General features: G+C 60.3%; 17 protein-coding genes. 10 read left to right on the top strand and 7 right to left on the bottom strand.

Going from position 1 to position 21,155, the window contains the following annotated elements:
• Positions 1-53 precede the first annotated feature (53 nt).
• Positions 54-500, bottom strand: a complete 447-nt coding sequence (gene hemJ / locus ACQK2Q_RS14595; RefSeq protein ID WP_425410476.1) for a protoporphyrinogen oxidase HemJ — start codon at positions 498-500, stop codon at positions 54-56.
• Positions 500-1,534 (bottom strand): uroporphyrinogen decarboxylase, encoded by a 1,035-nt coding sequence (gene hemE, locus ACQK2Q_RS14590; protein WP_425410475.1) that lies wholly within the window; start codon positions 1,532-1,534, stop codon positions 500-502. Before hemE ends, hemJ begins: the two co-directional genes overlap by 1 nt.
• 392 nt (positions 1,535-1,926) lie before the next feature.
• Between hemE and ACQK2Q_RS14585 the strand changes: the two genes are divergently transcribed.
• From ACQK2Q_RS14585 to coaE, 4 genes are read left to right on the top strand one after another with little or no spacing between them, the layout of a single operon-like run.
• On the top strand, positions 1,927-2,796 hold the full coding sequence (locus ACQK2Q_RS14585) for a pyruvate, water dikinase regulatory protein (protein WP_425410474.1): 870 nt from the start codon (positions 1,927-1,929) through the stop codon (positions 2,794-2,796).
• Positions 2,793-3,407, top strand: a complete 615-nt coding sequence (locus tag ACQK2Q_RS14580; protein WP_425410473.1) for a Maf family protein — start codon at positions 2,793-2,795, stop codon at positions 3,405-3,407. Before ACQK2Q_RS14585 ends, ACQK2Q_RS14580 begins: the two co-directional genes overlap by 4 nt.
• Positions 3,407-4,255 carry a shikimate dehydrogenase gene (locus tag ACQK2Q_RS14575; RefSeq protein WP_425410472.1) on the top strand — a complete coding sequence of 283 codons (849 nt, stop codon included), beginning with the start codon at positions 3,407-3,409 and terminating at the stop codon, positions 4,253-4,255. The genes ACQK2Q_RS14580 and ACQK2Q_RS14575 overlap by 1 nt, the downstream gene beginning before the upstream one ends.
• The gene (gene coaE, locus ACQK2Q_RS14570) at positions 4,252-4,854 is read left to right on the top strand and encodes a dephospho-CoA kinase (RefSeq protein WP_425410471.1); all 603 of its coding nucleotides are present in this window, start codon (positions 4,252-4,254) and stop codon (positions 4,852-4,854) included. Before ACQK2Q_RS14575 ends, coaE begins: the two co-directional genes overlap by 4 nt.
• Before the next feature lie 3 nt (positions 4,855-4,857).
• Here the strand turns inward: coaE and ACQK2Q_RS14565 are convergent, their stop codons facing one another.
• The gene (locus tag ACQK2Q_RS14565; protein WP_425410470.1) at positions 4,858-5,856 is read right to left on the bottom strand and encodes an adenosine kinase; all 999 of its coding nucleotides are present in this window, start codon (positions 5,854-5,856) and stop codon (positions 4,858-4,860) included.
• 159 nt (positions 5,857-6,015) lie between these two features.
• Between ACQK2Q_RS14565 and ACQK2Q_RS14560 the strand changes: the two genes are divergently transcribed.
• A complete protein-coding gene (locus ACQK2Q_RS14560; RefSeq protein ID WP_425410469.1) occupies positions 6,016-6,408 on the top strand; it encodes a hypothetical protein in 393 nt (130 codons plus the stop codon).
• Here the strand turns inward: ACQK2Q_RS14560 and ACQK2Q_RS14555 are convergent.
• The 3 genes from ACQK2Q_RS14555 to ACQK2Q_RS14545 form a co-directional block, all read right to left on the bottom strand.
• Positions 6,405-7,745: an AmpG family muropeptide MFS transporter gene (locus ACQK2Q_RS14555; protein WP_425410468.1), complete on the bottom strand. Its 1,341-nt coding sequence runs from the start codon at positions 7,743-7,745 to the stop codon at positions 6,405-6,407. The two genes, ACQK2Q_RS14560 and ACQK2Q_RS14555, sit on opposite strands and share 4 nt — an antisense overlap.
• 45 nt (positions 7,746-7,790) lie before the next feature.
• Positions 7,791-9,689: a response regulator gene (locus tag ACQK2Q_RS14550; protein WP_425410467.1), complete on the bottom strand. Its 1,899-nt coding sequence runs from the start codon at positions 9,687-9,689 to the stop codon at positions 7,791-7,793.
• A gap of 140 nt (positions 9,690-9,829) precedes the next feature.
• On the bottom strand, positions 9,830-11,416 hold the full coding sequence (locus ACQK2Q_RS14545; RefSeq protein WP_425410466.1) for a YifB family Mg chelatase-like AAA ATPase: 1,587 nt from the start codon (positions 11,414-11,416) through the stop codon (positions 9,830-9,832).
• A 235-nt stretch (positions 11,417-11,651) separates the two neighbouring features.
• Here ACQK2Q_RS14545 and ACQK2Q_RS14540 point away from each other — a divergent pair, with 235 nt between their 5' ends.
• Positions 11,652-13,736: a formylglycine-generating enzyme family protein gene (locus ACQK2Q_RS14540; protein WP_425410465.1), complete on the top strand. Its 2,085-nt coding sequence runs from the start codon at positions 11,652-11,654 to the stop codon at positions 13,734-13,736.
• Positions 13,737-13,808: 72 nt separating this feature from the next.
• Positions 13,809-15,428 carry a vWA domain-containing protein gene (locus ACQK2Q_RS14535; protein ID WP_425410464.1) on the top strand — a complete coding sequence of 540 codons (1,620 nt, stop codon included), beginning with the start codon at positions 13,809-13,811 and terminating at the stop codon, positions 15,426-15,428.
• Between the two features lie 32 nt (positions 15,429-15,460).
• On the opposite strand, the gene ACQK2Q_RS14530 is transcribed toward ACQK2Q_RS14535, so the two are convergent.
• Entirely contained in the window at positions 15,461-17,236 is a 1,776-nt protein-coding gene (locus ACQK2Q_RS14530) for a hypothetical protein (protein WP_425410463.1), read from the bottom strand.
• A 401-nt stretch (positions 17,237-17,637) separates the two neighbouring features.
• Here ACQK2Q_RS14530 and dnaK point away from each other — a divergent pair, with 401 nt between their 5' ends.
• The 3 genes from dnaK to dnaJ all read left to right on the top strand — a co-directional run bounded on the left by dnaK (position 17,638) and on the right by dnaJ (position 21,011).
• Positions 17,638-19,572, top strand: coding sequence for a molecular chaperone DnaK (gene dnaK / locus ACQK2Q_RS14525; RefSeq protein WP_425410462.1), 1,935 nt, complete (start codon positions 17,638-17,640; stop codon positions 19,570-19,572).
• Positions 19,573-19,580: 8 nt separating this feature from the next.
• The gene (locus ACQK2Q_RS14520; protein ID WP_425410461.1) at positions 19,581-19,712 is read left to right on the top strand and encodes a hypothetical protein; all 132 of its coding nucleotides are present in this window, start codon (positions 19,581-19,583) and stop codon (positions 19,710-19,712) included.
• A gap of 117 nt (positions 19,713-19,829) precedes the next feature.
• Entirely contained in the window at positions 19,830-21,011 is a 1,182-nt protein-coding gene (gene dnaJ / locus ACQK2Q_RS14515; RefSeq protein WP_425410460.1) for a molecular chaperone DnaJ, read from the top strand.
• Positions 21,012-21,155: the final 144 nt, after the last annotated feature.

Genomic DNA, 21,155 nt, shown 5'->3' with positions numbered 1-21,155 from the left:
TCTTATCCTTGTGGAGCTCAACCTGATTGACCGGAAGGGCGGCCCGCAAGATCTCAAAACGGCTTCACGATCACCATAATGACGATAACAATGAGCGCGATGAACGGCGCTTCATTCATGATGCGCCAGAATTTTTCCGTGCGCGGGCGCTCGCCGGCTTCAAACTTTTTTCGCGACGCCGCGTAGAACCCGTGCACCGCCGAGATTGCGATAACGAGCGCGAATTTAACGTGAAACCATCCGTCCGACAGGAAAGCCGGGTTGGCGATCAGCATCAAAATGCCGATCACCCAGACCGCAACCATGGCAGGATTGATGATCCCCTTTAAGAGCCGGCGCTGCATCTGGACAAACATGCGCTCCGCTTCGCCGCCCTTTTCGGACTGAAGGTGATACACAAACAATCGCGGCAGATACATCATGCCGGCCATCCAGGCGATGACGGCGATCAGATGCGCAGCTTTAAGCCATAAATAGATACTGCTCAAAAATGCAGCCATTACTCGCCGCCCCTGACAATCTCCACTAGCCGCGCCACATTTTCGGGCGGCGTCTGCGGCGTAAATCCGTGGCCCAGATTAAAAATATACGGAACGTCATGAAACAGTTTCAGATAGGTTTGCGCCGCCCGCTCCATGTCATCTCCGCCGCTCACCGTCAGTAATGGATCCAGTCCGCCCTGCACCACGACCCGCCCGCCAAGATTGGCCCGCGCCCAGGACGGATCCATGGCGTAATCAATGCCAAGGCCGTCGCAGCCTTGCAACAACGCATATTCCCCGGCCTTTTCCCCGACCCCTTTTGGAAAAAATATGACCGGCGTTTCAGGATGGGCTTTTTTGATCGCCCTGGAAATTTTGTCGAGCGGGCGCACTGAAACTGCATCGAGCACAGGCCATGGCAAACCGCTCGCCCAAGTGTCGAACAACTGCACCGCATCGGCGCCGGCCTCGATCTGGGCGTTGAGATAATCGATGGTTTTCTCCGTGAGGACGTCAATCAAATCTTCGATAAACTTGCGATCTTCGTAAAAGCGCAGGCGCAGCGCAGCCGGATCTTTTACAGGGCCGCCTGCGAGCATGTATGTCGCCACGGTCCAGGGCGCGCCGGCGAAACCGATCAGCGCCTTGTCCGCCGAAAGGGCGGCGCGCGTTTTCGCGACTGTCTCAAAAACCGGCGCCAGATGCTCGCGCACGTCGCAAGCACGGTAGCGCTCGATGTCATTGGCGCTGACAAGCGGCGCCAGTTGCGGTCCTTCGCCCGTCACGAATGTCAGTTTCTGCCCAAGAGCATCGGGGATCAGGAGGATATCAGCGAACAGGATGGCCGCATCGAGATCGAAACGGCGTATGGGCTGCAACGTCACTTCACTCGCCAGATCGGGATCATAACAAAGATCGAGGAATGAGCCCGCTTTTGCGCGCAATTCGCGATATTCCGGTAGATACCGGCCAGCCTGACGCATGAACCATACTGGCGGCGCGTCAAACACCTCGCCTTCAAACACGCGAAGGAACTTCGGCTTGTCGGCCATATGTTTCGAACTTTCCTTGTTAACCTTCTATAAAGGATTCTTAAGAAAGGGTTAATGTTAAGAGTCAGGCGGGATGCCGGGGAAAAATGAACGGCTTGAATCTTTCCAGTGGACTCACCCCGGTCTTACCCGGTGTTTCCCACCGGGAATAGTTTTTCCGGCTCGTGTTGAAAACAGCGCCAAACGCCGCATAGGATTGGTTTTTTATCTGTTAAAGAAATTGTGGAGTCTTCGTTTTTCCTGTGGACTTAAAAACGCCGGTAAAGAAAGTATGACCAGTATGACTTTTCAAATTGGGCTGGGCGCCGAACTGGTATGACCGATGAAGTTTTCATAGGGGGTAAAAGCGCGCCCGTAAAACGCCTTGTATTTCCCACGGACTTCCACACGCCATGAGCGCGCAAAGGGAAAACTTCGATACGAAGCGCGTGAAACGTCAGACGGCGGCGACATTCTTTCACGTTCATCTTGTATCTGACTCCACGGGCGAGACGCTGAACGCGATGCTGAAAGCGACAGCGTCGCAGTTTGCTGCGGCCAAACCTCTAGAACATATCTACGCGCTGACGCGATCGCGCGCGCAGATGGAAAAAACCCTGGCTGAAATAGAGGCCTCGCCCGGTCTTGTGCTTTACACGATTTTGAACCCGGAATTGCGCCGGCTTCTGGAAATCCGGTGCAGTGAGTTGCAAACCCCGGCGATTTCCGTCCTCGATCCATTGCTGCACGCATTCACTGATTTTCTGGGATTGGAACAATCGTTGCGTCCGGGCGCGCAACATCAACTGGACGATGCATATTTCAAGCGCATTGCGGCGCTTGATTACACGCTTTCTCATGATGACGGACAGATGGTGTGGGATCTGGAGCCCGCCGACGTGGTTGTCGTTGGCGTCAGCCGCACATCGAAAACGCCGACCTGCATGTATCTGGCGAACCGCGGGGTAAAAGCGGCGAATATTCCTTTGGTGCCAACCTCACCGCCGCCGCCGGAGCTGTTTTCCTTGCGCAAGCCGCTGGTGGTGGGCCTTGTCGCCAGTCCGGAGCGGCTGGCGCAAATCCGCAAGAGCCGTCTCGGGGGAATGAACGCAGAAGGCGCAGCAGATGAATATTCAGACCTTGAATTGATCCGGAAGGAAATTCTGGCGGCGAAACGCCTCTTTGCAAAACATCGTTGGCCGTCGATCGATGTAACGCGAAAGTCGGTGGAAGAGACCGCCGCTGCGATCCTCACCAAGCTTTCAGCCCGTCAAAACCAGTGACGCAGAACGCTGATATTATTCTGGCGTCAGGCAGCGCCATTCGCCGGCAAATTCTCCAGGCTGTGGGCGTTCTATTTAACGTTGTCCGCCCTGACGTCGACGAAGGGAAGATCAAAGAGGAAGCGCTGGAAAGGGGCGAAGATCTGAACGAACTGGCGATGATGCTGGCGGAAGCCAAATGCCTCAATGTTTCCGCCCAACGCGCCCGCAGCGCCGGCGCACTTGTCATCGGCGCGGACCAGATCATGGAATTTGACGGCCGCGCCTATGACAAGCCGGCGGATATGGACCAGGCGCGCTCGCGGCTTCGAGCGCTTCAGGGCAAATCCCACACATTGATCAACGCTGTGGCCGTCGCCAGAAAAGGCGAGATTATCTGGCGTAATCTTGACCGGCCGAAACTGTTCATGCGCGCCATGACGGAAAAAGAGATCGACGCATATCTTGAGGCTGCCGGTGCGGACATATTATCGAGCGTCGGCGCCTATCAGGTTGAAAAACTGGGCGCCCGGCTGTTCGACCGGATTGAGGGCGATTATTTCGCGATCCTCGGTCTTTCGTTGTTTCCGTTGCTCGCATTTTTGCGCCGGGAAGGGGCGCTTGTGTATTGATGGCTGTCAAGCGCGCCCCAAAACTCGCCGGCGTTATCGGATGGCCTATAGCACAGTCATTGTCGCCGCTCATCCATACGATATGGGCGCATCGGGCTGGCGTTGATGCGTATTATATTCCCATACCCGTCGAGCCGGACTACCAAGTCTTCGCGCGCACAATGGACAGTCTCAAAACCGTGGGTTTCGAAGGCGTCAACGTAACTCTTCCGCATAAGGAGCATGCGTTGCGCTATGCGCGCAGCGCCACCGACAACGCCCGCAAGGCCGGTGCGGCGAATATGCTGACATTTCACGATGACGGCGCCGAGGCGGACAATTCCGATATCGCCGGTTTTACAGACGCCGTGCGCGAAAAGGCGCCGGAACGAACCGGAACAGCGCTCATACTCGGCGCGGGCGGGGCCGCGCGAGGTATTAGTATCGCTTTGAAAACCCTGGGGTTTTCGAACATCGCGATCACTAACCGTACGCCGGAAAAAGCCTCGGCGCTGGCCGAATTGTTCGATCTCCAAACCGTGGACTGGGCCAGCCGTGCGGCGGCGCTCGAAAATGCAGATTTACTCGTCAACACAACCAGCCTTGGCATGACCGGCCAGCCGCCGCTCGAAATGGATTTATCGGCGCTGAAGCCGCATGCGTGCGTTGCTGATATTGTTTATGCGCCGGTTGAAACGCCGCTGCTGGCGCAGGCGCGGGACCGCGCTATGAAAACGGTCGACGGACTCGCCATGTTGATGCATCAGGCGGCGCCGGGCGCGCGTGCATGGTTCGGCGCGGACCCGGTTGTGGACGATGATTTACGCCGTCATCTGGTAAATGAACTGAACCGGCGGAGCGAGACATGATCAAAATAGGCCTGACCGGTTCGATCGGCATGGGAAAATCCACGGTGCTCGCCATGTTCGCTGATCTCGGCGCCGCGACATGGGACGCGGACGCCGCCGTTCACCGTCTTTACGCCAGGGACGGGCGGGCGGTGACGGCCATCGCCGGCGCGTTTCCGGACGCGGTATCAGACGGCGGCGTGGACCGCACCGCGCTCGCAAAAAAAGTGCTTGGCGATCCGCAAGCCTTGCAAAAACTGGAAGCCCTTGTGCATCCGCTGGTCGAAGAAGACCGTGAAGCTTTTTTAACGACTGCTGCGCATTCCGGCGCGCCCGCCGCCGTGCTCGATATTCCCCTGTTGTTTGAAAACGGCACTGAGAAGTTTTTCGACGCAACGGTCGTTGTCAGCGCGCCGGAGGACGTACAGCGCGAACGGGTCCTGGCGCGGCCCGGCATGAGCCCGCAAAAATTCGAAGCCATCCTGTCGCTGCAGACGCCGGATGCGGAAAAACGTCAGCGCGCGGATTATGTCATCGATACAGGCCAGCCCATTGACGCAACGCGCGAGCAGGTCAGAAAGACGCTGGCGGAAATTATCGACCGGTTTTCAGGGTCTTAAGGCTTAAATTAGTCCGGCGTTTCCAGCCATATCCTTCAGTGACACAGATGGGCGCGCGCCGAAATGGCTGATGATTTCGCTGGCGGCAAGCGAGCCGAGCGCGCCCGCCTGCGCCAGATCAAGCCCGCGCGCCAGGCCGAATAAAAGCCCCGCGGCGTAAGCGTCGCCGGCGCCGGTCGTGTCTTCCAGCTGCGGCGGATTGACAGCGTCGATACGCACAACCTCTCCGTCGCGCGGAATCAACAAAGATCCCTTTTCGGACAGCGTCACCGCTGTAAGCGCGCACTTTTCCCGCGCCTTTTCAGCGATGACGTCAAGATCGTCGCTCCCGAACAGCGCCGCCGCTTCCACATCGTTGGCGAGAAGAATATCAATATGCTGATCAATAAAATCGTTGAACGCAGCGAACTGCCGCTCGACGCAGCCGGCGTCAGAGAGTGTCAGCGCCGTGCGCCGGCCGGCGCTGCGGGCGATTTCCGCCGCCTTGTAAAACGCTTTTCGGGGAACCTCGCCTTCAAAAAGATATCCTTCGAAAAATGTAATGGCGCTGCGCCCGATCTGTTCCGGATCGATATCGGCTACAGACACATGCCCGGCCGCGCCGAGAAATGTCGACATGGAGCGTTGCGCGTCCGGCGTTACGTTGACGAGACAGCGCCCCGTCGCCGGGCCCTTATCAAGCGGCGCGGTCTCAAATTCAACGCCCAGCGCGCGCAGATCATGCCGAAAAATCTCGCCCAGCGTATCGTCGGCAACCTTGCCGACAAACCCGGCCGCGCCCCCGAAGGAGGCGACGCAGGCAGTGGTGTTCGCCGCGGAACCTCCGGAAATTTCAATCGCCGCGCCCATGGCCGCGTAGATTTCCTTCGCCTGGGCTTCGTCGATCAGCATCATGCCGCCCCGCGTAATGTCGTGGGCGCTTAAAAACGCATCGTCCGCTTTGGCGAGCACATCGACAATGGCGTTGCCGACGCCGACAACGTCGAGTCCGGTCTGGGACATGAGGGGAATTCCTTATGGGCGCATTAATATTGGGCGGCTTATAGAAAGGCGCGCCGGGGGACGCAAGGCGCACGGGATGAGCGCGATGTTGAAGACGGCGTGATTGAAGCGGACGACGGGCGCGTTTACTGTGGGCGCTTGATGATGTTTGGAGCAGGAATGAAAATGCGCGATGAGGCCGGCTCGTCCAAGGGGCTGAAAATTATTTCTACAATCGCTGTCTGCCTTGCCAGCGCGGCCTGCGCAACGGCGCCGCAGACGCCAGGCCCTGAGCCCATCGCCGCGCCAATCGCCCCCGCGCCGCCCGCGTTCCGGCTGGATGAGTTCCTTGGGGCCGGACCGGACGCGGTGGACGCCATGCTGGGCGCCCCGGCGTTAACCCGAAAAGAAGGCGCCGGCGAGTATCGCCGCTACTCGCTCTCCACCTGCAGCCTGATTATTATTCTTTATCCTGATGAAACAGGAACGCAGAAAGTCGCGCATGTGGATACGACCGCGCTGCAGTCGGCGTCGGAAAAACCGGATCTGGAAGACTGCCTCGCCGCCGGTTAGGCGGGTCCGGGACCGGTTTCTTTCGTGTTCGGGGAAGACGCATAGCCTTTTGAATCTTTCAACAAGAATACCAGCGCCGCCGCCGGCAGACCGATAATCGCCGTAATGGCGAAAAACCACGCGAAACCCACGCCCTCGACCATAAAGCCTGAAAAACCGCCGACGAATTTTCCCGGCAGCGCGTAAAAAGAACTGAACAGGGCGTATTGCGTCGCCGTGAACGCCGTATTTGTCAGACTCGACATATACGCAATCAAAATCGTGCCCGCCGCGCCATAGGCGATATTATCCACAACGACAGCGAAAGCGAGCCCGCCCGTCGTCGCATCCGAAAGGGCGAGCCAGCTGTAAATCAGATTTGTCAACGATTGTGCGAGAACGCCGATCAGAAGCGTCCAGCGAAAATCGAAACGCGCGACAATCACCCCGCCCACAAAAACACCGAAGAGCGTAGCGAAAAGCCCGGCAACCGAACGTACAGAACCGATCGTCGTCTTGTCGTAACCAAGCTCGATATAAAGCGGGCCCGTCATGTATCCCATCAGGAAATCGGGAATGCGAAAGAGCGCGATGAACAACAGGATGACAAGCGCATGCACGCCATATCTTGAATAGAAATCCCGAAACGGGCCGATAACCGATTTCGACAAGGTTTCGCCCAGCGGTGCGCGCGGCGGCGGAACATATTCGCCGACTTCCACTTTGGGCGCGAATAGCGCGGTCAACAGCCCGACGCCCATCAACAGCGCCATGAACTGATAGGCGGCGGGCCAGTGCACGGCGTCAGCCACGAATAACGCGCCCGCGCCCGCAACCATGATCGCGACGCGATACCCATACTGATACATCGCCGCCATGACGCCCTGTTCTTCATCCGTCGCAGCCTCGATGCGCCAGGCGTCGATGGCGATGTCCTGCGTCGCCGCGGCGAAGGCGAGCCCCACGGCGATCGCGGCGACAATCAACAGTTTGCCGCCGGGGTTCGCCGCCGACATGGCGAGGAGCGCCAGCATGACGCCGATTTGCGCAACCGCCATCCAGGCGCGTCTGCGCCCGACCATTTTTTCGAGAAAAGGAATTGGCACGCGGTCCACAGCCGGCGCCCATAAAAATTTGAAAGAAAACGCAAACCCCGTCCACGCAAAAAGGCCGATCTCGCCCTTTTCGACGCCCGCCTCCGCCAGCCAGAGGGAGAGGTTCTGGTAGATCATGTAAAACGGAAGGCCCGCGGAAAAACCGAGCAGCAGCATTACGATGCTGCGCGCGCGGATATAGGCGGCCAGCGACTGCAGCAAAGTTTTTTTCTCGCCGGGCGCGGCGGTTGCTTGGTCGGTCATGGGCGCGACGCTAGGGGCGTTTTCGGGTGAAATAAAGGCGGGCTTTTAGGACGCTTCGCTCAGAGTGCTTTGCGCATCGCCCCATTTCGCCAGAAGGCCGGTGAGATCGTCGGGCTCAAAAGGTTTGGACAGAAAATCGTCCATCCCGGCGGCGATGCATTTCTGGCGATCGGCCGCCATGGCGCTGGCGGTCAGGGCGATAATCGGAATGCGGCGCATGTCCGAATTCAGATTCCGGATCTGTTTGGCCGCTTCCAGGCCATCCATTTCGGGCATGTGCAGATCCATCAAAATAAGATCATATGGCCGCGTATTGACCGCTTCGACCGCTTCAAGGCCGTTATGGGCGACATCGACGCGGTGACCCGCCCGCTTGATGATCGTCGTGGCCAGCACGGCGTTGATTTGATTGTCTTCCGCGAGAAGAACGGAATAGGTCCGGCCTTTCTTCTCCGCCGCCGGCGCCGCCTGTTCCTGCCGGTCGGCAGGCTCATCATTCAGTAATTGTTTGTGTAAGGATGATTGACGCGTCGGTTTAATGAAATATCCGTCAAATCCGGCCTCGCGCAAATCGGCAATGCGCCCGCGCGATTGCGGCGATAACAAGACATAAGAGCGCGCAGCGCCGTCGCAAAGCGCACGCGGGCTTTCCTCGGCGATGTCCGTGTCACTCAACAAAACCGCCTCGTCATGGGCTTTCATGGCTTTGATCGCGGCGTTCGGGCTGTCGGCGGCGACGATGGTGCGCGCGCCGATTGACTTTAATTGCTGGCGTAAATTTCTCGCCAGCACAGGCGAGCGCGTGGCGATCACCACAGGCGTTTGAAAATCTTCGGGCGCGCCGGGCAAGGCGCCTTCATAGGCCAATGTAACAGTGAAAGAAAACGCGCTGCCGGCCCCGGGCGCGCTGACCAGCGTGATGTCGCCGCCCATGGCGCGCACGATTTTGCGCGCGATGGCGAGGCCAAGCCCCGTGCCTTCGCGTTTGCGCGCCACGTCGAGGCTTGCTTGCGCATATTCTTCGAAAATCGTCGCATGTTTGTCGGGCTCGACGCCGACGCCGGTGTCGCGAACGCAAAACGCGACCCGGGCCAGACCGTTTTCTGCGGAATCCAGTCTGGCTTCTATGGCGACGCCGCCTTTATCGGTGAATTTCACGCCATTGCCGGCAAGGTTGATCAGGACCTGGCGCAACCGGGCTTCGTCGCCGTTGAGTTGAAGCGGTATGGCGCTGTCTACAAAGGCGGCGAGTTCGATATTCTTGTCCGCAGCTTTGGGAGACAGCAATTCCGCAACGCCCTGCACAAGCCCGGCGGGGCTGAATGTGTTTTGTTCGATTTCCATATGACCGGCTTCGATTTTCGTAAAATCAAGCAGGTCGTTGATCAGGGCGAGCAAGGCGACGCCCGATTCCCGCACGGATTCGGCGTATGCGCGCTGATTGGGCTCAAGCGGCGTGTCCATCAACAGCGAGGTCATGCCGAGAATGCCGTTTAGGGGGGTGCGCATCTCGTGGCTCATGGTCGCCAAAAGCTGTAATTTCGGGTCGTCGGCGCTCGCGTGAATGGCTGGGGCGCTGGCTTGATTGGCGGGTTTGCCAGGGGCGTCGATGTTTACATCGTTATCAGCATCCGCATCTGTATCGGCCGTCTGGCGCCCATGTTCGGGCTTGCCCACATAAAGGCGTTCTCCGCCGGAGAGGGCCGTTTCCGTCCATGCGAGAATTGCTTCGCCGCCGCCAAGGCGGGCCGCCGTTTTGTAAACCGCCGGGGCGCCGGGCCGGGCCGCATTATCGCCGGGCGCGAATGCGCGGCCGTGCCAGCTCTCAGCCGGCGCGCCAAAAAACGACGAAAAACTTTGCGATACAAAACGGATTAATCCGTCTGCGTCGCAAACGACAATCAATTCGCGAAGATTGGCGCCCGAGGATGCGGCTGGCGTCATAAAGATGATGTTCCCCTACACGATGTGAGGCCCATAATGCGGGCGCGTCCTTGAAAAAAAGTTGAAAAGCGTGGTTACGAAATGATTAAAACGCTTGCGGCGCGACGGGTTGCGGCGCCGTCTTGCTTAAGGGGCTCGTTTTAATTTGCGGCAAATGCCGACGCCGGTTCCGCCGCTGCGGGCCCTCTACCGTCGCGCCGGCGGAAACTGACCGCCTCTGCGATATGGCGCCGGCGCACCCCGTCCGCGCCGTCGAGATCGGCGAGCGTGCGGGCGACGCGTAAAATACGGGTATAGGCGCGCGCCGACAGCCCCAGCGCATCGGCCGCGCGGGTTAAAAGGCTTGCGCCTTCCGCGTCGGGCGCCGCGATTTTGGCGAGATCGGCGTCGTTAAGGGCGGCGTTTGTCGCCGCGCCGCCGGGGCGGGATGCGCCGCCTTGAGCCGCGCCCGGAGCCGTCTCTGAACGGCTCATCTGGCGCGCCCGCGCATCGGCGACGCGCTCGGCGACTATAGCGCTGGCTTCGCCCGCGCCCGGCGCCGCCATTTCGGCGGGCGTCACTGCGGGCAATTCAATGGTCAGATCCATCCGGTCGAGGAGCGGCCCGGAAATGCGCGATTGATAAACTTCCTCGCAATTGGGTCCCCGCCCGCAGGCGCGTCCGCTTGCACGGCCATATCCGCACCGGCAGGGATTCATGGCCGCCACGAGCTGAAACCGGGCCGGATACCGGACGTGAAAATTCGCGCGCGCGATCAGGACATCGCCGGTTTCCAACGGCTGACGGAGGGAATCGAGAACGGGCGCGGTAAATTCCGGCAATTCATCCAGAAACAGAACGCCGTGATGCGCAAGAGATGCTTCGCCTGGCCGCGCCCTGACCCCGCCGCCGATCATCGCCGCCATCGACGCCGAATGATGCGGTGCGCGAAACGGCCGCGCCCGGGTCAGGCGCCCGCCCTCCAGAAGGCCGGCAAGAGACTGCACCATGGAAATTTCCAGCATCTCGGAAGGCGACAATGGCGGCAGCAGGCCGGGAAGGCGCGCGGCGAGCATGGATTTTCCGGCGCCGGGCGGCCCCACCATCAAAAGATTGTGCCCGCCTGCGGCGGCGACCTCCAGCGCGCGTTTGGCGGTCTCCTGGCCCTTCACGTCCGCAAGATCGGGGACGGTTGGCGGCGCTTCCAGCGCGCCCGGTTTCGGGGCGTTTAGCACTTGCGTTCCCTTGAAGTGGTTAACCAGTTGAATCAATGATTTCGGCGCCAAAATCGCCGCGTCTCCGCCCGCCCACGCCGCCTCGGCCCCGCTGGCCGCCGGACAGATGAGCCCTAGCCCCATGGCGTTGGCGGCGACCGCCGCGGGCAGCGCACCCGCGCAGGGCGCGATCGATCCATCAAGCCCAAGCTCGCCCATCACCGCGAAACCCGCGGCCGCATCATGGGGCGCGGCCCCCATCTCCATTAACAGGCCGAGCGCGATGGCGAGATCGAAATGGCTGCCTTCCTTGGGCAGGTCGGCGGGCGCCAGATTGACGGTGATGCGCTTGACGGGCAGGCCAAGGCCGACAGCGGAAAGGGCGGCGCGCACCCGCTCGCGCGCCTCGGACACCGCCTTGTCGCCAAGCCCCACAATGGTGAACGCGTTGGCGCCGTTGGTGAGTTGCACCTGCGCCGTCACGGGCTGAGCGTCGACGCCATGGAAGGCAAAGGTGGTAATTTGCGCGACCATTTTCCGGTCTCCGGCTTTTCTCTCTCCACGCCCAGCTTGCACGAATAAAAGAACAATACAAGAACAAAATTTCCACCTCTTGCGCGTCCCACAGGCGGCGGCCTGCGTAATTCCTTGCAAAAGTTTTAGTTAACGCCCCTCGAGTCTTGCCCCCGATTCGCCTTAGAAGGGCGGGCCGCTCATACCGCGCACGGTATCGGTGAAAACGATTGTAACGCAGCAGAAACGATTAACGATGTCCGCCGTCTCTATTCTTCATGCGCCGCGCGATGAGGCGCTGAGCGAAAAAATCGCCGCAGCCTTGGCGCGCGCCGGTCATGCGGCGACCCGCATCAGCGCCGATCCGTCCGTCGGCGATCTGCGGGGCGATGCGCTGAGCGATGAGGGCGCGGCGATCGTAGTGTGGACGGAAGCGGCGGCGAAACTGGCGCGCCTCCATGAGCAGGCGCGTCAGGCTATGGCGCGCGGCGCGCTGATCCCCGTCGCCGTGGGCGGCGCCCGTCCGCCGGGAGATTTCGATGCGCTGCCGCCGGTCGATCTTTCCGGCTGGAGCGGCGCGCTCGACGATCCGCGCTGGCGTTTTGTGCTGGATGAAATCAAGATCAGCCAGGAGCGGGCGCAACTTGAGGACGCGCCGGTGTGGCGCCCGCAAAACGATGAGCCGTCGATTGAAAGCGAAGCGCCGGCCGCGCCGCCGTCTGATGCAGTTGCGCCGGTTGAACCGCCGCCAGTCGATGAGTCCTACGCCGGCGACCTTGACGTCTCGGACGATGAAGGATCCGAAACCGATATCGGCGATGCACTGTATGCGGAACGTCTGGCGCCGCCGTCTCGGCCGCGTCAGTCGCGCCGCCGCTTCAAAGCGCGTGACGTCGCCATCGGCGCCACCGCAGGACTGGTCGGGATGACGCTCGCCACGGCGGCGTTTGCGCCGTTTGTGCTGCCGGACCTCGGCGGCGGCGATGCGCAACAGACGGCAAGCCGTCCGGGTGCGGAGCAAACTGAAAGCACAACAGACCCCGCCATTCCCGATCCATCCGTGGATGAGCCTTCACGGCTGGCGACGATGCGGCCCCTGGAGCGTGTGTCCCCGCCGGTTGAAAATGGGGCGGGCGCGCAACAGGACTCAGTTGAAAGCGCGCAAAACGCCGTCCCCGAGAACGAAGGAATGCAAGCGCCGGCCTCGTCGCTGGACGGTATGTCAGACGCCGCTGCACCAGACATTTCTGCACCAGACGCCGCCGGATCACTGCAAACCGCGGATCAGGCCGATACCGGCGTGGCGCCTGGCGCCGGCGAGGAGACTGGCGCGCCTTTTGACGTCGCCGATGCGGAGACATTGCCCACGGAATCGATATTTTCCCCGGCCGAGCCGTCTATCAAACCGCAGCAGACGCCGCCCGCTGAATTCCGCGAAGGCGCGGCCGAAGACGCAGCCGAGGCCGGCGCGGCCGACAGCGACGCCATGGGCAATCTGTTCGCCTCCATCGCCGCCGAAGACGCAGGCGAGACGAACCCCAACGCTTCCGTTGATCCGTTGCCGGAAGAACTCAAGGAAACGGCCTATCTCGGTAATTATTTCAAGGAATGCATCGCCTGTCCGGATATGGCGGCGCTGCCGGGCGGCTCGTTTCGCATGGGCGCTCCGGCTGGCGAAGCGGCGGCAGAAACTTTCGAGGCGCCGACGCGCATTGTGACAATCGAGCATCGTTTCGCCATCGGCACGCGGGAAGTAACCTACGATCAGTGGGACGCCTGCGTCGCGGAAGGCGGCTGCCGCGCCTACGCCGCGCCCGATCATGGCTGGGGCCGGGGCAACCGGCCGGTGGTCAGCGTCTCCCATGCGGACGCGCAAGCCTACACGGCCTGGCTTTCGAACAAGACCGGCCGGAATTATCGCCTACCGACAGAGGCGGAATGGGAGTTCGCCGCGCGGGGCGGATCGCTGACGCCTTTTGCCTATGGCGAGCGGATCACATCGCAGCGCGCCAATTTCAACGGGAATTATCCGTATCTCAACACAAAGAGCGATTACCGCGGACAAACAACGCCCGTGGCCAGTTTCCAGCCGAACCCGTTCGGTCTGTTCGACATGCACGGCAACGCCTGGGAATGGACCAGCGACTGCTGGAGCGCGAGTCACGCCGGGGCGCCGTCAACGGGCGCCGCGCGGGTATCTGGCGACTGCTCGCGGCGGGTTTTAAAAGGCGGCGCCTGGAACACCGGGGCCTGGCGGTTGCGCTCCGCCCATCGCATCGGCAAGCCGGTGAATATCCGCGAGTTCGACAACGGCTTCCGCGTGGCGCGCGATCTGGACTGACCGCCGCCCTAATTTCGCCCCGACTCGCCTTATGATGCCGTCTGGGCGGATCAGGGACGGGAGAACATTTTCATGCGGATATTCATAATTTCGGCGGGTGCGCTGGCGGCTGGCCTTGTAGCGTGCACGACCAGCGACGAAGCCTTTGTAGACGATTTCTCACCAGCCGCGGAAGACGTCGCCGTTGTAACGGCCTCCCGGGAGGCAAAAGCGGGCATGGCTTACGCCGCCTCGCCGCTCATGCGCCCGGCGCCGGAGCCGCAAATCACCGAACAATATGAAAAGACCGATCCCAATCCGGTCAAGCTGGCAAGCGAAGAGCCGGTCTCAACGTTCTCGTCGGATGTGGACACCACCGCCTATTCGGTCATGCGCCGGTATATTTCGAACAATAATCAATTGCCGCCTTCGGACGCCGTGCGGATCGAGGAATATGTCAATTATTTTGATTATCAGTATGCGGAGCCGGCGAGCGCAGACGCCCCATTCACGCCGACAGTGTGGGTCACGCCGTCGCCCTGGAACGCCGGTACGCGCCTGATGCATATCGGGGTCAAGGGTTTCGACCTGCAGCCCGAAGAAACGCCGGACGCCAATATCGTCCTGTTGCTCGATGTTTCCGGCTCCATGCAGGCGGAGAACAAGCTGCCGCTGGTGAAGAAATCTGTCGGGCTTCTTGTGGATGAAATGACGCGTGACGACCGGATTTCGGTGGTGGTCTATGCAGGCGCTGCGGGCGTTGTGCTCGAGCCGACGCCGGGTAATCAGAAAACGAAAATCATGCAGGCTTTAAACCAACTTGAAGCGGGCGGCTCCACCGCCGGAGGCGAGGGGCTGTCGCTCGCCTACACGCTGGCTGAGGAAAATTTCGCAGACGACAAGGTCAATCGTATCATTCTCGCCACCGACGGCGATTTTAACGTGGGCGTTGTTGACGCCGACAGTCTTGAAGACTTCGTGGCGCGCAAGCGCAAAAGCGGTATTTACCTTACCATTCTCGGATTCGGCGAGGGCAATTATAACGATGTGATTGCACAAAAACTGGCGCAGGCCGGCAACGGCGCCGCCGCCTATATCGATACGCTGAATGAAGCGCGCAAAGTGCTGGTGCGCGAGTTTCGCTCAACGCTGTTTCCCATTGCGAAGGATTTGAAATTTCAGGTGGAGTTCAATCCGGCGGTGGTCGCCGAATACAGGCTGATCGGATACGAGACACGGCTGCTCAACCGCGAGGACTTCAATAATGACGCCATAGACGCCGGCGATATCGGCTCCGGGCACACGGTGACGGCGCTGTACGAGCTGGCGCTTGTTGGGTCTGACGCGCGGCTGATCGACGATCTGCGGTATAAGCAGGCTGCGCCGGTTTCGGGTAACACCGATGAAATTGCTTTTATCCGCTTACGGTATAAATTGCCGGATGAAGAGGAAAGCCGGCTGATCGAGCGGGCTGCGCCTGCGGACGATGCTTTTACGACGCTTGCCGCCGCACCGCGCGATGCGCGCTTCGCCGCCGCCGTCGCGGCCTTCGGGCAAAAGCTGCAGCGCGCTGGGTATACGGATGATTACGCCTATGCGGACATCATTGAATTGGCGCAGGATGCTAAGGGCGACGACCTTTACGGGTATCGCGCGGAGTTCGTTAATCTCGTCCGCGCCGCTGCGAAAATCGACCAAAGCGCCGCGCCTTAGCGGTTGGATCAGGTTAAGCGGGGTTTGAACGATTACGCATCGCAATAGCCCGTATCCAGCAGCGACTTATCCAGCTTATAGAGAATAATCCCGTACTGATTGCCGGGGCCGGCGACGCGCTTGAACAGATCGGGACATTTCTCCCGCGCCAGCGCGTCCAGCGCACGCCCGCCGGAACCATAGGCGACGGCGCCGCCATTTGTAACGTAATCTGGCTGTTCGGCTTTCAGCTGGGCGAGGATAGTGCGCGCGTTCGCCTGCATGGCGTCATGGGGCCGGCTCATTTCCGCATGGCCGTAAAAAAGGCCGTAGATATAATTGGTCGGCGTCCAGAGTTTGACATTGTTCTCCTCCCGGATCGCCCTGTAAACTGCGCCGGCGTCATCGCCGAAAAAAGCAATCAAGTTGCTATGGCTGGCGTCGCCGACGCGAAAAGCGGGATGCTTGTTTTTATAGCGCGCCAGCTCATAAAGCCCGCCCAGAGAACACACGGTGAAAAGCAAGCCCGCAAACGCTGCGCGCATGCGGGCGGCGGGAAACCCGGCGAGCGCAGCCGTTTCATGTCCTGTCGTTCGCAAGCCATACCGTTCGGCGGCGATGATGAAGCCAAAGAACAACAGGGCGGGCGCGCCGCCGCGAAGGTCGTATGCGGCGAAGAAAAACCAGGCCAACAAAAAAGGCAGCGCCGCCAGTATCAGTATTTCAGTTTGCGCCTTTGCGCGGACCGCCAGAAAGACAGCGGCGGCGATCACTATGAAAATCGCAGGTTCGCCGAATATCCATTGATCAATTGCGTAGGCAAGCTGGGAAAAGACGCCGCGGCCTTCAAAAGACGCATTCATCACGCCCTCATTGTCCTGAAACTGACGGCCTTCCGTCATTACCCACAACAGGGCGCAGACAGCGGGCGCGAGAAGCGCCGCAAACGCATTCCATGAAATTTTTTTCCTGAAGGCGTCTGCGGCGGCGATCGCCGGCAAACTGAATGCGGCCCATAAAAGGCCCGGCTGTTTCGACAACGCAGCGATGATGCCCGCTGTGATAGCGCAATATAAATAGACCTGTTCGCGGTGCGCATGGCGAAATCGGCAATAAAAAAACAGCGACGCTAATATCGCGCTGGCAGTGAGCATGTCCGGCATACCGTTATCGGCAAGCGAGTCCAGTCCGGCCAGTTTCAGCAAAAACAAACATAAGCCCGCATGCAGAAACATCAGCCGAATATCGCCGCGATGCGCCGGCGCGAGGCCGAGCGTAAAAAAAATCGATGCAGGAAAAATATAGAGCGGGGTCTTTACGGCGGTCTGCGCGTCTATGTCGCCGATCAGCATGTATGACCAGGCAAGCAGCTTCGGAAACAATTGCGGGTACGGCGCCTGCGTATAATAATAGTCTGGCGGCTCGCCGAGAACGTGCTGGATCGCCCACATGTTCCAGCTGTAAATTTCATCGTTCTCGTCAAATCCGCCTTCAACGAGCCTTAAAACGACATAAGCCGAAAACGCCAGCGTCACGCCAAGCGCGGCCCAGTCGCCGCCGCGCCATGTGGAAAACTGTCGTATTTCTTTGCGAACGCGCCAAATCCTGATGGCGGCGCCCGCCATGGCCAGCGCGCTCAACCCCCGCACCGCCGCCGGAGAAAACAGGCCGGAGAAGATGAAAACCGAACCCGTCAGAAAAACGATCAACACGCTGACAAAAGGGATGGCGAGCGCGGTCTCGGGACGTGCCAGCAGTCCCGGCCGCAGCGCAACGGCCGGCGCCAGATATACAGCGATGAAAACGAGAACGATCTGAATTGCGTACATGCGGCGCGCGCCTATCCCCGGTTTTCTTAGGCAGCCAGGCCGGTTGTTCCGCAATTTACGGATTCCGGCAACCGTTCGCGGGCCGCGCCAGCCTTCGCAGCGCATATGAAAGCCTGCGCCAGGGTGTAAATCGCCGTCATATCGGGGTTTTTCCGCGGCGCGCGCGTTAAAGAATTGTTAGCCGGCCGGATCGCGCGCGGAACTGTTCTCGCCTTTATCCGGCAGGGGTTGCGAGGGTGAAACCCTCTCCTTATATCCCGCCCGAACGCCGCTTTCAGTGAATGGCGAGCCATCGCAGGAAAGCTTGATCGAAATTGAAAAAAGGGGCGCGCCCGCATCCGGCGCTGGCTTTCAGGCCGGAAATAACGGGGCGGCTCGCTTAGACGGAGAAGAGTGAAGATATGGGCAAAGTTATAGGCATTGACCTCGGCACGACGAACTCATGCGTCGCCGTGATGGAAGGCAAGGAACCGAAAGTCATCGAAAACGCCGAAGGCGCGCGCACGACCCCCTCGATCGTCGCCTTTACCGAAGACGGCGAGCGTCTGATCGGCCAGCCGGCGCGCCGTCAGGCGGTGACCAATCCGGAAAACACGTTTTTCGCCATCAAGCGCCTGATCGGGCGCCCGTATAACGATCCCACGGCGCAAAAAGACAAGGACATGGTGCCTTACGCCATCGTCAAGGGCGACAATGACGACGCCTGGGTGGAAAGCCGCGGCGAGAAATACGCCCCGTCCCAGATTTCCGCGTTTATCCTGCAGAAAATGAAAGAGACGGCGGAAGCCCATCTCGGTCAGGATGTAACGCAGGCGGTGATTACCGTCCCCGCCTATTTCAACGACGCCCAGCGCCAGGCGACCAAAGACGCCGGCAAGATCGCCGGGCTCGAAGTCCTGCGCATCATCAACGAGCCGACGGCGGCGGCGCTCGCCTATGGCCTCGACAAGAAGGAAGGCAAGAAGATCGCCGTTTACGACCTCGGCGGCGGTACTTTCGATATTTCCATCCTCGAGATCGGCGACGGCGTCTTCGAAGTGCTCTCCACCAACGGCGACACGTTCCTTGGCGGTGAAGATTTCGACCTCAGGATCGTTGATTATCTCGCCGATGAATTCAAAAAAGATCAGGGCATTGATCTGCGCAAGGATAAACTCGCGCTGCAACGCCTGAAGGAAGAAGCGGAAAAAGCCAAGAAAGAGCTTTCCTCCACGTCCCAGTATGAAGTGAACCTGCCGTTCATCACAGCCGATTCCTCGGGCCCGAAACACCTGACCATGAAGCTCTCGCGCGCCAAGCTCGAAAGCCTTGTTGAAGACCTCGTCAAACGCACGGTCGATCCTTGCAAATCGGCGCTGAAAGACGCCGGCATGTCGCCGGGCGACATTGACGAAGTCATTCTTGTGGGCGGCATGACCCGCATGCCGAAGGTGCAGGAAACGGTGAAGCAGTTCTTTGGCAAGGATCCGCACAAGGGCGTCAATCCGGATGAAGTTGTGGCGCTCGGCGCGGCTATTCAGGCGGGCGTCTTACAGGGCGACGTTAAGGACGTTCTTCTGCTTGACGTGACCCCGCTGTCGCTCGGCATTGAAACGCTGGGCGGCGTCTTTACCCGCCTCATCGATCGCAACACCACCATCCCGACCAAGAAGTCGCAGACTTTCTCGACGGCTGAAGACAATCAGTCGGCGGTGACTATTCGCGTCTTCCAGGGCGAGCGCGAAATGGCGGCCGACAACAAGATGCTCGGCCAGTTCGACCTTGTGGGTATCCCGCCGGCGCCGCGCGGCGTGCCGCAAATCGAAGTCACGTTCGACATCGACGCCAACGGCATTGTGCACGTGAATGCGAAAGACAAGGCGACCAACAAGGAGCAGTCCATTCGTATTCAGGCTTCGGGCGGCCTATCCGATAACGACATCGAACAGATGGTCAAGGACGCTGAAGCCAACGCGGAAGCTGATAAAAAACGCCGGGAAGGCGTGGAATCGAAAAACCGCGCCGAGGCGCTTGTCCACTCCACCGAGAAAAATCTCGAGGAGTATGGCGACAAGATTTCCGACGAGGACCGCAACGCCATCGATGCGGCGCTCGCCGGCATGAAGGAAGTGCTGGAAAAAGAAGACGCCGGCGTCGAGGAGATCGACACGGCCGCCGGCACGCTCGCCCAGGCGACGATGAAGCTTGGCGAGGCCATGTATAAAGCCGGCGCCGGCGAAGACGGCGACGACGCGGGCGCTGCTGCTGCGGCGGCTGATGCGGCGCGCGAGGAGTCGTCCGATGATGATGTCGTGGACGCCGATTTCGAGGAAGTTGACGGCGACAAGAAAGAGTAAAACCCCCAATGAAGCTCGAACGAAAAAAGGTGGTCTTTACGCTGACAATGTTCGTGATGGTGGTGATCGCGGTATCGCTCACCCAAAGCGGTCAGCATGGACAGATCACGGATTTTCTTTTGGGCCTGTTTGGCGGTTAAATGTTGAAACGGCGCCGCGCTGGGCAATCCGCGCGGCGCTTTCATAACCCGGCCCTGGCGGGAGGGCCGTAAACGGGGCGAAGCAAGAGAACCCCGGTGAGGGCAGGGCGCAAAATTATGGCGCAAGCATGTTATTATGAAGTTCTGGGCGTTGAGCGCGGCGCGGACGGCGCGTCGATAAAATCCGCCTTCCGCAAGCGTGCGATGCAATACCATCCGGACCGCAACAAGGACGACCCGGAAGCTGAAGTAAAATTCAAGGAGCTTGGCGAGGCTTACGAAGTTCTCTCCGACGATCAAAAACGCGCGGCCTATGACCGGTTTGGCCATGCGGCGTTTCAGAACGGCGGCGGCGGATTTAACGGCGCCCGCGGTTTTGGCGGCGCCGGCATGGGCGCCGGCGGCGCGGCGGGCTTTTCCGATATTTTCGACGAGATCTTCGGCGAGTTCATGGGCGGGCGCGGCGGCCGGCGCGCGGGACCGGGCCGCGGCGCGGATTTAAAATACAATCTTACGATCAGTCTTGAAGACGCCTTTCACGGCCGCAAGTCAGAGATCAAGGTGCCGGGCTCCGTCGCTTGCGACACTTGCGAGGGCTCCGGCGCCAAGCCGGGGTCGGGCCCCATCCATTGCGGCACCTGCAAGGGCGCAGGCCGCGTTCGCGTCCAGCAAGGCTTTTTCACGATTGAGCGCGCCTGCCCCCACTGCAACGGCGAGGGCAGCGTGATCGCCGATCCGTGTACGGATTGCGGCGGCCAGGGGCGCGTGCGGCGCGAGCGCACGCTTTCCATCGACGTGCCCGCCGGCATTGAAAGCGGCACGCGCATCCGGCTTTCCGGCGAGGGCGAAGCGGGTCCGCGCGGCGGACCGGAGGGCGATCTTTATATTTTTGTGCATGTTTCCGAACATGACCTTTTCGAGCGCGACGGCCCGGATCTTTATTGCGTCATGCCGATCCCGATGACGACGGCGGCCCTCAGCGGTGAATTTGAAACGCCGACCATCGACGGGGGCCGCGTGAAAATCTCCGTGCCTGAGGGCGCGCAGACCGGCAAGCGGTTCCGCGTGCGCGGCAAGGGCATGACCCAGCTGGACCAGTCGGGACGCGGCAATATCCGCCGGCGCGGCGACATGTATGTGGAAGTTCAGGTGGAAACGCCGACGGGCCTTACAGCCGAGCAGAAAGACCTGTTGCAGCAGTTCTGCGAGGCCGGCGGCGGCGAAGCGTCCTGCCCGCAATCGCGCGGCTTTTTCGACCGCGCCAAGGCGTTCTGGGAGAACGTGACGGACGGGCGGTAGGCGTTAGCGTCGCCGGAATCAGCTATAACTTGTGTCACGCTAAGCTGGCGCCCGTATCGGTGGCGCGCGCCTGCGCACGATCGTAGAGGGACCGGCTTTCATCTCTATTTTCCGGTGTACATGGCGGCTTTCTTGCAGCTGACT

Origin of the sequence: Hyphococcus sp., assembly GCF_965228385.1 — a bacterium.
Taxonomy (GTDB): Bacteria; Pseudomonadota; Alphaproteobacteria; order Caulobacterales; family Parvularculaceae; genus Hyphococcus.
The sequence above is the reverse complement of the archived record's forward strand: the minus strand, read 5'-3'. Positions and strand labels throughout refer to the sequence as shown.